Raw genomic sequence first — 11,531 nt, 5'->3', positions numbered from 1 at the left:
GTTCGACCTGCGCCTGCGTCTGATGCTGGTCGGCGGCGCACTGGGCCTGGGCGCCGTGGCGCTGGTGGGCCGCGCGGTGGACCTGCAGCTGATCGACAACGCGTTCTACCAGCAGAAGGCCGATGCGCGTGTGCGCCGCGAAGTGCCGATCCCGGCCTCGCGCGGCATGATCACCGACCGCAACGGCGAGCCCCTGGCGATCTCCTCGCCGGTCGAGTCGTTGTGGATCAATCCGCAGGAGCTGAGCAAGCATCCCGACCGCCTGCCGGAGCTGGCGCAGGCCACCGGCCTGCCGGTCGAGGATCTGGCGCGCGAGGTGTCGCAGCGCGCCGAGAAGGAGTTCATGTACGTGCCGCGCCACCGCCGGATCAGTCCAGCGGCGGCCAAGCGTGTCCTCGACCTCGGCGTGCCCGGTGTGTTCTCGCAGCGCGAGTACCGGCGCTTCTATCCGCAGGCCGACGCGGTGGCCCACGTGCTGGGCTTCACCAACATCGACGATCGCGGCCAGGAAGGCGTGGAGCTCGCCTTCGACGAATGGCTGGCCGGCAAGCCGGGCGCGCAGAACGTGATCCGCGACCGCCATGGCCGCATCGTCGAGCACGTGAACCTGGTGCGCGCGGCCGAGCCGGGCAAGGACCTGGTGCTGAGCATCGACCGCCGCATCCAGTTCCTCGCCTATCGCGAGCTCAAGCACGCGCTCGAGGAAACCGGCGCCAGTGCCGGTTCGATCGTCGTGCTCGAGGTGTCGACCGGCGAAGTGCTGGCGATGGCCAACCTGCCTTCGTACAACAACAACCGCGTCACCGGCGAAAACCGCGACGCGCACCGCAACCGCGCGGTCACCGATCTGATCGAGCCCGGTTCGACGATGAAGCCGTTGACCGTGGCCGCGGGCCTGGAGAAGGGCATCATCAGCCCGACGAGCACGTTCAACACCAGCCCGGGCTGGATTCCGAACGGCCGCTACCGCACCAGCGACTTCCGCAACTACGGCGTGCTCGACACGACCGGCATCATCACCAAGAGCTCGAACGTCGGCGTCTCGCTGATCGTGCAGAAGCTGCAGAACCAGGAGTTCTACGACTTCCTGCGCCGCATGGGCTACGGCCAGAGCACCGGCAGCGGCTTTCCGGGCGAGGCGGCGGGGCTGTTTCCCGATCCGTCGCGCTGGAGCGGCACCAGCAAGCAGACGATGTCCTACGGCTACGGCCTCTCGGCGACGCCGCTGCAGATCGCCCACGCCTACGCCACGCTCGGCAACCGCGGACGGGCGATCACGCCGACCTTCGTCAAGGGCCATCCGGGCGAGGCGCGGCAGGTGCTCGATCCGGGCATCGCCGACGAGATCGTGCGGATGATGCAGACCGTGACCGAGCCGGGCGGCACCGCCACGCGCGCGGCGATCCTCGGCTACCACGTCGCCGGCAAGACCGGCACCGCGCGCAAGGCCAGCGGCGGCGGCTACGACCGCCGCTACGTCGCGTTCTTCGCCGGCCTGGTGCCGGTGGAGAATCCGCGCTTCGCGATGGCCGTGGTCATCGACGACCCCGACACCTCGCGCAACATGTACGGCGGTGGCTACGTCTCGGCGCCGGTGTTCCAGCGGGTCATGGAGGGCGCGCTGCGGTTGATGGACGTGCCGCCCGACGACATCGATACCTGGCTGGCCGCGCAGGCCGCCAACGATGCGCGCCGGGCCCGCGCCGAGGCGCGTCCGGCATCGCCCGCGCGGCCTGCGCCGGCGGCGCCGGCGCCCATCGAGACCGCGCCGGTCATCGCCGCGCGTGGCCCCGGGGGTCAGCCGTGAGCCCGGCCATGACCCTGCGCGATCTGCTGCCGGACGTGGCCACGGTGCCCGACGACACGGTGGTGACCGGCCTCGTCCAGGACAGCCGAGCGGTGCGTCCGGGTGATGCGTTCGTCGCGATCGACGGCTTCGGCACCCATGGTCTGCATTTCGCCGCGCAGGTGCGTGCCGCCGGCGCCAGCGCCATCCTGTTCGAACCCCCGGTGCCGGGGGATGTCCCGCCGCCGCCGATGGATGCGATCGCGGTGACCGGACTGCGCGCGCGCCTCGGCGCGATGGCGCATGCGCTGCATGGCCAGCCCTCGCGGGCGATGACCATGGTCGGCGTGACCGGCACCAGCGGGAAGACCTCGACGGTGCAGTTGCTGGCCCAGGCGTTCGAGACACTGGGCCTGCGCGCCGGCACCATCGGCACGCTCGGCGCCGGCTTGCATGGCGCGGTGACGCCGACCGGCTTCACCACGCCCCTGGTGTTGCAGACGCATGCCCTACTCGCCGAGCTGCGTGATGCAGGTGCCGCGGCGGTGGCGATGGAAGTCAGTTCGCATGCGCTCGATCAGGGCCGCGTGGACGCGGTGCATTACGACGTCGCGGTGTTCACCAACCTCACCCGCGACCATCTCGATTACCACGGCGACATGGCCGCCTACGGCGGAGCGAAGGCGAAGCTGTTCGTCCGCGAGGGCCTGACCGCGGCGGTCGTCAACATCGACGACGCCTTCGGCGCGGCGCTTCCGGCACGGCTCGCCGGCGACGTGCGTGCGCTGACGGTCAGTGCCGCCGGTCGCGCGGACGCCGACCTCGCGGCACGCGCCATCGTGCTGGATGCCGATGGCCTGGCATTCGAGTTGCGTCTCGACGGCGTCTGGCATCCGCTGCGCTCACCGCTGCTCGGGCGCTTCAACGTTGACAACCTGCTGACAGTGGCCGGCGTGCTCACCGCGCTCGGCCGGCCCGCAGCGACCGTCCTGGCGACATTGGCCGCGCTTCAGCCGATCCCCGGCCGCATGAACCGCTTCGGCGGCGGCGCGGAGCTGCCGCTGGTGGTGGTCGACTATTCGCACAAACCCGATCCGCTGGATCAGGCCCTGCGCTCGCTGCGCGGTCATCTACGCGGAGCGCTGGTCTGCGTGTTCGGCTGCGGCGGCGAGCGCGATGCCGGCAAGCGTCCGCAGATGGCCGCGATCGCGGAGGCGCAGGCCGACCGGGTGATCGTCACCGATGACAATCCGCGCAACGAGGATGGCGACGCGATCGTGGCCGACATCCTGGCCGGCTTCACGAGGCCCGACGCGGTCGTCGTCGAGCGCGACCGCCGACGCGCGATCGAGCGGGCGATCGCCGAAGCGCGGCCGGGCGACATCGTGCTGATTGCCGGGAAGGGACACGAGACGTACCAGGAGATCGCCGGCGTGCAGCATGCCTTCGACGACCGTCTGGTCGCCCAGGCCGCACTGGCTGCACGCACTGCGGAGGTGTCGCGATGATCCCGATGTCGCTCGCCCGGATCGCCCAGCTGGTCAATGGCCGCCTGCACGGGAGCGACGGCGCGGTACAGGTGGACACGCTGGTCACCGATACCCGTCGTCTCGCGTCGGACGACCGCGGCGCACGCCTGTTCGTCGCGCTGCGCGGACCACGCTTCGACGGCCACGACCACGTGGCCGAAGCGCGTGAGTTCGGCGCGTGCGGCGCGCTGGTGGCGCGCGTGCTGGACAGTGCGCTGCCGCAGATCGTGGTCGCCGACCCGCTCGAGGCCCTCGGCACGCTCGCCGGCGCCGTGCAGCGGCAGCGCACCGCCACGGTGATCGGCATCACCGGCAGCAACGGCAAGACCAGCGTCAAACAGCTGGTGGCGGCCGTGCTCGGCCGGCATGCGCCGACCTGTTTCAACCCGGGCAATCTCAACAACGAGATCGGGCTGCCGCTGTCGGTGCTCGATGCGCCGGACGACGCGCGCTACGCCGTGTACGAAATGGGTGCCGGGCAGCCCGGGGACATCGCCTATCTCGCCCGGATCGCGCGGCCCGACATCGCCCTGGTCAACAACATCGCGCCCGCGCACCTGGAGCGCATGGGCAGCCTGCTCGGCATCGCCGATACCAAGGCGGCCATCTACGACGCGCTGCCTGCCGACGGGACCGCGGTGATCAACGCCGACGATGCCTTCGCACCGTATTTCGCCCAGCGCGCCCATGGCCGGCGCCTGCTGCGTTTCGCGCTCGACAGCAGCGCCGACGTCGTCGCGACCGACCTGCGCGCCGATGCGCTCGGCTCGCGCTTCCGCCTGCACACGCCGCTCGGCGACGCCGATGCGAGCGTGCCTCTGCCGGGGCGGCACAACGTGCGCAACGCGCTGGCCGCGACCGCGATCGCGGTCGCGGCCGGTGTGCCGTTGGCCAGCATCGTCGAGGGCCTCGCCGCATCGCAGGGTGTGGCCGGGCGTCTGGTGCGGCACACGCTCGCGGACGGCGCCCTGCTGATCGACGACAGCTACAACGCCAATCCGGGCTCGCTGCTGGCCGCGATCGACACCCTGGCCGCACTCGACGGCGAGCGCTGGCTGGTGCTGGGCGACATGCGCGAGCTCGGTGCGGACGGCGAGGCCATGCACGCACAGGCCGGATTGCGTGCGCGCACGGCCGGGCTGGCCCGTCTCTACGCGCTGGGACCGCTCAGTGCCGCGGCCGCAACCGCCTTCGGCGAAGGCGGGCGGCACTTCGACACACATGCGGCGCTCGCCGACGCCGTGCGCGCCGATCTGCACGGCGCGGCGCGCGTGCTGGTGAAGGGCTCGCGCGGCAGCGCGATGGACCGGGTGGTCGACGCCCTGCTCGCTGCACAAGGACCCCACGATGCTGCTTGAACTCGCCCGCTGGCTGCAGGGCCTGGACGACGTGTTCACGTTGTTCGAATACCTCACCCTGCGCGGCATCCTGGCTGCATTGACCGCGCTGATGCTGTCGCTGTGGCTGGGCCCGGCGGTGATCCGCCGGCTCGCCCAGTACAAGGGCGGCCAGCCGATCCGCAGCGACGGTCCGCAAACGCATTTCTCCAAGGCCGGCACGCCGACCATGGGCGGCGCCCTGATCCTGATCACGGTGCTCGCCTCGGTGCTGCTGTGGGCGGACCTGCGCAACAAGTACGTGTGGGTGGTGCTGGCGGTGATGGTCGCCTTCGGCGCGATCGGCTGGTACGACGACTGGATCAAGATCGTCCGCCGCGATCCGAACGGATTGAAGTCGCGCTGGAAGTACCTGCTGCAGTCGGTGTTCGGGCTCGCGGCCGGCCTGTACCTGTATCTCTATGCGGACGTGCCGGCCGCGACCACGTTTTACGTGCCGCTGTTCAAGTCGATCGCGCTGCCGCTGGCCGGCATCAGCTTCGTGGCGATCGCCTATTTCTGGATCGTCGGCTTCTCCAATGCGGTCAACCTCACCGACGGCCTCGACGGCCTGGCGATCATGCCGACCGTGCTGGTGGCCTGCGGTCTGGGCGTCTTCGCCTACGCCTCGGGCAACGCCGTGTTCTCAAGCTATCTGCAGATTCCGCAGGTGCCCGGCGCGGGCGAGCTCGTGATCATCTGCGCGGCGATCGCCGGGGCGGGGCTGGGCTTTCTGTGGTTCAACACCTATCCGGCGATGGTGTTCATGGGCGACATCGGCGCGCTGGCGCTCGGCGCGGTGCTCGGCACCATGGCGGTGATCGTGCGCCAGGAGCTGGTGCTGGTGATCATGGGCGGCATCTTCGTCATCGAGACGCTGTCGGTGATTATCCAGGTCGCCAGCTTCAAGCTGACCGGCAAGCGCGTGTTCCGCATGGCGCCGATCCATCACCACTTCGAGCTCAAGGGCTGGCCCGAGCCGCGCGTGATCGTGCGCTTCTGGATCATTTCGGTGGTGCTGGTGCTCGTCGGCCTCGCCACGTTGAAGGTGCGCTGATGGCCGGCATCCGCGACAACGCGCACCAGGCCACGCGCCTCGACGAGATCCACGGCCGGTTCGACCCGTGGCTGCTCGGACTGGTGATCGCGATCGCCACGCTGGGCGTGATCATGGTCGCCTCGAGCTCGATCGCCATCGGCGAGGACCTGGCGGTCGGCCGCTACTACTTCCTCACCCGTCATCTGGCCTTTCTGGCCCTCGGCCTGGGGCTCGCCATCGCGGTGATGCGCACCGAGCTGCGGACGATCGAGAAGTACGACCGCTTCGTGCTGGTGATGTGCGCGGGCCTGCTGTTGCTGGTGTTCGTGCCGGGCCTCGGACGCTCGGTCAACGGCGCGCACCGCTGGATCACCCTCGGCGTGTCGAATTTCCAGGTGGTCGAAGCGGTCAAGGTCATCTACATCGTCTGGCTGGCGAGCTATCTGGTGCGCTTCCGCGACGAGGTCAATGCGACCTGGGGCGCGATGCTCAAGCCGATCGGCGTGGCCGTGGTGCTGGTCGTGCTGTTGCTGCTGCAGCCCGATTTCGGTTCCTCGATGCTGCTGCTCGGTGCGACGGCCGGCATGCTGGTGCTCGGTGGCGGCCATCTCAAGCGGATGATGCTGCCGATCCTGCTGCTGCTGCCCGCGGTCGTGCTGGTGGCGGTGATCGAGCCGTACCGGCTGCGCCGCATCACCTCGTTCATGGATCCCTGGGAGGACCAGCTCGGCGCGGGCTACCAGCTCAGCAATGCGCTGATGGCCGTGGGTCGTGGTGAGCTGACCGGCGTCGGCCTCGGCGCATCGGTACAGAAACTCTCCTATCTGCCCGAAGCGCATACCGACTTCATCTTCTCGGTACTGGCGGAGGAACTCGGCTTCGTCGGTGTGTGCCTCGTCGTGCTGCTGTTCGCGGCGCTGGTCGGGCGGGGGCTCTGGATCGGTCTGAAATGCGTCGAGATGCGGCGCCACTTCGCCGGCTACTGCGCCTTCGGCGTGTCGCTGATGCTCGGCATGCAGAGTCTGGTGTCGATCGGGGTCAATCTCGGCCTGCTGCCCACCAAGGGGCTGACCCTGCCGCTGGTGTCGTCCGGTGGCTCCAGCGTGATGATGACCTGCGTCGCGCTCGGCCTGCTGCTGCGCGTGTCCTTCGAGCTCGACCGCGCGCAGCGCCAGGTCGCCCGCCTCCGCGGCGAGACCGCGGTGCCCGCACCGGCCGCGCCGCTTCCCCCCACCACCCAGCCGCCATTGCCCGTCGCACCGGCCACGCCGGTACGCGGCACGAGCCGGCTGCGCCAGCGCGTCGAGCCGTCGTTCGGCGCCGGGAGTTCCGCATGATCCGCCGCCTGCACGACAACCGCGGCCTGTCCAAGGAAGACTTCGCGAAGGTCTTCTCGCGCGTGCATTTCGTCGGCATCGGCGGCACCGGCATGAGCGGCATCGCCGAGGTGCTGTGCACGCTGGGCTATACGGTGTCGGGGTCCGATACCTCCGACAGCGCTGCGACCCGTCGCCTCGCGCGGCTCGGCGCCACCGTGCATCGTGGCCATTCGGCGGCCAATGTGCTCGATGCGGACTGCGTGGTGGTTTCCAGCGCGATCCGCCACGACAACCCCGAGTTGATGGAAGCGCGCGCGCAGCGCATCCCGATCGTGCCGCGTGCCGAGATGCTGGCCGAGCTGATGCGCTTCCGGCGCGGCATCGCGGTGGCCGGCACGCACGGCAAGACCACGACCACCTCGCTCACCGCCAGCGTGCTCGCCGAAGGTGGCATGGATCCGACCTTCGTCGTCGGCGGCCAGCTGCTCGCCGCCGGCGCCAACGCGCGCCTCGGCAGCGGGCACTGGCTGGTGGCAGAGGCCGACGAGAGCGACGGCAGCTTCCTGCGCCTGAACCCGCTGGTGGCGGTGGTCACCAACATCGATGCGGACCATCTCGAGAACTACGGCGGCGACTTCGCGCGTGTGCAGGAGGCGTTCTCGGAATTCTTGCACCGGTTGCCGTTCTACGGCCTGTCGGTGCTCTGCATCGACGATCCGGAAGTCGCCCGACTCGCTGCGATCGTGCCCCGGCACATGATGACCTACGGGCTGTCGCCCGATGCCGACGTGCGCGCCGAGGCGGTCCGCCAGGATGGCGCATCGATGCGCTTCACCCTGTGTCTGCCCGAGAACGTGCGTATCGAAGCGCATCTGGCGTTGCCGGGACACCACAACGTGCTCAATGCGCTGGCCGCGGCGGCCGTGGGCTGGCAGCTCGGCGTGGCCCCCGCGGCGATCGTCGCGGCGCTCGGCAAGTTCGAGGGCATCGGCCGCCGCTTCAATCTGCTCGGCGAGCTGGTCACGCCCGGCGGAGCACGTGTGCAGCTCGTCGACGACTACGGTCACCATCCACGCGAGCTGGCTGCGGTGTTCGCCGCGGCCCGAGGCGGCTGGGGCGGGCGTCGGCTGGTGGTGGCCTTCCAGCCGCACCGCTACAGCCGCACGCGCGCACTGTTCGACGATTTCGCCGGCGTCCTGTCGGACGTCGACGCGCTGGTGCTGACCGAGGTGTATCCCGCCGGCGAGACGCCGATCGCGGGCGCCGACGCCAAGGCGCTGGCGCGTGCGATCCGCGCGCGCGGCCGCATCGATCCGGTGGTGGTGGGCGGCGCCGACGCGCTGGCCGGCGTGCTGCCCGATATTCTCCAGGACGGCGACCTGCTGTTGATGATGGGTGCCGGCGACATCGGCGCCGCGGTGCAGCAACTGGCGCAGCACGGCTTCGCGGGAGCGGCGCGATGAGTGCCGTCGCGCCCGCGCGCTTCACCGATCCGGCCGTGTTCGGCCGCGTCGCCGTACTGCTCGGCGGACCGGGTTCCGAGCGCGAGGTGTCGCTGGACTCCGGTCGCGGTGTGCTCGACGCCCTGCGCGCGCGCGGCATCGACGCGCAGCCGGTCGACGGTGTGCCCGCGCTGGCCGAAGCCATCGTGGCCGGCCGCTTCGACCGCGTGTTCAACATCCTGCACGGCGGAGATGGCGAAAACGGCGTCCTCCAGGGGCTGCTGCAGGCCTTCGGCGTGCCGTGCACCGGCTCGGGCGTGCTCGGCTCGGCGCTGACCATGGACAAGATCCGCACCAAGCAGGTCTGGGCCAGTGCCGGTCTGCCGACGCCACGCTTCGAACGCCTGCCGCGCGGCGCCGACCTGCGTGCTGCGGCCGCTGCGCTGGGGTATCCGGTGTTCGTCAAGCCGGCGTGCGAAGGTTCCAGCGTCGGCGTGTTCCGGGTGCTGAACGAAGCCGCGCTCGCACCGGCGATCGAATTCGCAGCCGCCTACGACGGCGAACTGCTGATGGAACAGATGGTCCGCGGCGACGAGCTCACGGTCGGGATCCTCGGCGATGTCGCGCTGCCCTCGATCCGCATCGTGCCGGCGGGCGAGTGGTACGACTACCACGCCAAGTACGTGGCCGACGACACCCAGTACCTGTGCCCCGGCCTGACCGGCGACGCCGAGGCCGAGATCGCGGCGCTCGCGCTGGCCGCGTTCCGCGCCGCCGGCTGTCACGGCTGGGGCCGCGTGGACGTGATGCGCGATGTCGAGCGCGGCTTCCAGCTGATCGAGATCAACACCGCGCCGGGCATGACCAGCCATTCGCTGGTGCCCAAGGCCGCGGCGCAGCTCGGTATCGACTATGCCGACCTGTGCTGGCGGGTGCTCGAAGCCACCCTGCCGATGGAGGAGGCCGCGCGATGAGCCAGGCCTTCGCGACCACGCTGCGGGTCTTCGCATGGACACTGGCGCTCGCCCTCGTGGCGCTGCCCGTGGTCGCCGTGCTCCAGGGCTGGATCGGCACGGAACGCTGGCCGCTGCGTGTGTTGCGGATCAACGACGGCCTCGAGCAGGTGGACGTGGCGCGCGTGCGCGAAACCGTGCTGCCGCATGCCCGGCGCGGGTTCTTCGCCATCGATCTGGGCCAGGCCCAGCGCGACGTCGCGCGCCTGCCCTGGGTCGCCGGCACCGAGGTGCGCAAGCGCTGGCCCGACGTACTCGAAGTGCGCATTGCCGAGCACGTGCCTTTCGCACGCTGGGGTGACGACCGGCTGCTGTCCACGCGCGGACGGCTGTTCGCCGCCGATGGCGTCGACGTGCCGCCCGCCATGCCGCGGTTCGAGGGTCCCGAGGCGCGCGTGCCCGACATCGTGGCCCTCTACAACGAATCACGCGATCTGTTCCGACCGGCGGGTGTCGAGGTCGAGGGCGTGGTGCTCGATGCGCGCGGCAGCTGGCAGCTGCGCCTGTCCAACGGCACCGACGTCGTCGTCGGCAGCCAGGAAGCGCGCCTGCGCCTGTCGCGGTTCGCGCGGATGCTGCCCCAGCTCGTGGCCAGCCGCAGCGAGCCCCTGACCCGCGCCGACCTTCGCTACACCAACGGGTTCGCCCTGGTCTGGGGCGCGCGGACCGTCGATGCGCCCGCGGATGCGGCGGGCACCGCGGCGCCCGCCGTGCGCCCGCTGGCGGCACTCCCCAGTCACGCCCCACGCTTCAGCAACCACGGCCTCTCATGAACCGCAAAGGCGACAAGACGCTCATCGTCGGACTCGACATCGGCACCTCGAAAGTGGTGGCGCTGGTCGGCGAGTATTCGCCCGGCAATCCCATCGAGGTCATCGGCATCGGCAGCCACGAATCGCGCGGCCTCAAGCGTGGCGTGGTCGTCGACATCGAATCGACGGTGCAGTCGATCCAGCGCGCGGTCGAGGAGGCCGAGCTGATGGCGGGCTGCGAGATCCGCTCGGTCTACGCGTCGATCTCCGGCAATCACGTGCAGTGCCGCAATTCGCCGGGCATCGTGCCGATCCGCGACAACGAGGTCACCTGGTCCGATCTCGACCGCGTGCTCGACGCCGCCAAGGCGGTCGCGATCCCGGCCGACCAGAAGATCCTGCACGCGATTCCGCGCGAGTACGTGCTCGACGATTCGCAGGAAGGCATCCGCAACCCGGTCGGCATGACCGGCGTGCGTCTCGAAGTGCATGCGCATCTCGTGGTCTGCGCGCAGTCGGCGGCGGCCAACATCAGCAAGTGCGTGCAGCGCTGCGGCCTGTCGATCGACGATCTGATCCTGTCGTCGCTGGCGTCGAGCACCGCGGTGCTGACCTCGGATGAGCGCGAGCTCGGCGTGGTGCTGGTCGACATGGGCGCCGGCACGACGGATCTCGCGGTGTTCGTGCAGGGCGCGATCTGCCACACCGCGTCGCTGCCGATCGCCGGCGACAAGGTCACCGAGGACATCGCGCACATGCTGCGCACGCCGACGCCGGAAGCCGAACAGATCAAGGTCCGCTACGCCTGCGCGCTCGCGCAGCTGGCGACCAGCGAGGAATCGATCCAGGTGCCGAGCGTCGGCGATCGCCCGCCGCGGCGTCTGCCGCGCCAGTCGCTGGCGCAGGCGGTGCAGGCGCGCTACGAGGAGATCTTCGAGATGGTCCAGGCCGAACTGCGCCGCTCGGGCTTCGAGCAGCACGTGCGCGCCGGCATGGTGCTCACCGGCGGCGCCGCGAAGATGGAAGGCGTGGTCGAGCTGGCCGAGGAAATGCTGCAGATGCCGGTGCGCGTGGGCATTCCGCAGCACGTCACGGGCCTGGGCGAAGTGGTCGGCAATCCGGTCCACGCCACGGGCGTGGGCCTGCTGCTGATGGGCAGCCAGATCGAGCATCCGCGGCGTCCGGTGATCTCCTCCGGACGCGCAGGCGGATTGCTGCGGAAGCTGAAGACCTGGTTCAACGGCGAGTTCTGAGCGCCGGGGCGGAAGGCGGAGC

The 11,531-nt window shown here is 70.2% G+C and carries 9 protein-coding genes; all 9 read left to right on the top strand.

Annotation, left to right across the window (positions count from 1 at the left end; all coding sequences use genetic code 11):
* Positions 1-22: 22 nt before the first annotated feature.
* Genes H0E82_RS08730 through ftsA form a run of 9 tightly spaced genes read left to right on the top strand, consistent with a single transcriptional unit; the run spans position 23 to position 11,509 of the window.
* Positions 23-1,807: a peptidoglycan D,D-transpeptidase FtsI family protein gene (locus H0E82_RS08730; RefSeq protein WP_180545176.1), complete on the top strand. Its 1,785-nt coding sequence runs from the start codon at positions 23-25 to the stop codon at positions 1,805-1,807.
* Between the two features lie 8 nt (positions 1,808-1,815).
* Positions 1,816-3,294 (top strand): UDP-N-acetylmuramoyl-L-alanyl-D-glutamate--2,6-diaminopimelate ligase, encoded by a 1,479-nt coding sequence (locus H0E82_RS08725; protein WP_180545074.1) that lies wholly within the window; start codon positions 1,816-1,818, stop codon positions 3,292-3,294.
* On the top strand, positions 3,291-4,673 hold the full coding sequence (locus H0E82_RS08720) for a UDP-N-acetylmuramoyl-tripeptide--D-alanyl-D-alanine ligase (protein WP_180545073.1): 1,383 nt from the start codon (positions 3,291-3,293) through the stop codon (positions 4,671-4,673). Before H0E82_RS08725 ends, H0E82_RS08720 begins: the two co-directional genes overlap by 4 nt.
* Positions 4,663-5,748, top strand: coding sequence for a phospho-N-acetylmuramoyl-pentapeptide-transferase (mraY, locus tag H0E82_RS08715; protein WP_180545072.1), 1,086 nt, complete (start codon positions 4,663-4,665; stop codon positions 5,746-5,748). Before H0E82_RS08720 ends, mraY begins: the two co-directional genes overlap by 11 nt.
* Before the next feature lie 8 nt (positions 5,749-5,756).
* On the top strand, positions 5,757-7,067 hold the full coding sequence (gene ftsW, locus H0E82_RS08710) for a putative lipid II flippase FtsW (protein WP_180545175.1): 1,311 nt from the start codon (positions 5,757-5,759) through the stop codon (positions 7,065-7,067).
* Positions 7,064-8,512 carry a UDP-N-acetylmuramate--L-alanine ligase gene (gene murC / locus H0E82_RS08705; protein ID WP_180545071.1) on the top strand — a complete coding sequence of 483 codons (1,449 nt, stop codon included), beginning with the start codon at positions 7,064-7,066 and terminating at the stop codon, positions 8,510-8,512. Before ftsW ends, murC begins: the two co-directional genes overlap by 4 nt.
* Entirely contained in the window at positions 8,509-9,465 is a 957-nt protein-coding gene (locus tag H0E82_RS08700) for a D-alanine--D-alanine ligase (protein WP_180545070.1), read from the top strand. The genes murC and H0E82_RS08700 overlap by 4 nt, the downstream gene beginning before the upstream one ends.
* Entirely contained in the window at positions 9,462-10,277 is an 816-nt protein-coding gene (locus H0E82_RS08695) for a cell division protein FtsQ/DivIB (protein ID WP_180545069.1), read from the top strand. Before H0E82_RS08700 ends, H0E82_RS08695 begins: the two co-directional genes overlap by 4 nt.
* Entirely contained in the window at positions 10,274-11,509 is a 1,236-nt protein-coding gene (gene ftsA, locus H0E82_RS08690; protein ID WP_180545068.1) for a cell division protein FtsA, read from the top strand. Before H0E82_RS08695 ends, ftsA begins: the two co-directional genes overlap by 4 nt.
* Positions 11,510-11,531 lie beyond the last annotated feature (22 nt).

It is taken from the genome of Luteimonas deserti (assembly GCF_013425765.1).
GTDB classification, from domain to species: Bacteria; Pseudomonadota; Gammaproteobacteria; order Xanthomonadales; family Xanthomonadaceae; genus Luteimonas; species Luteimonas deserti.
Note: the sequence above shows the minus strand (reverse complement) of the source record. Positions and strands in the feature narration are given on the sequence as shown.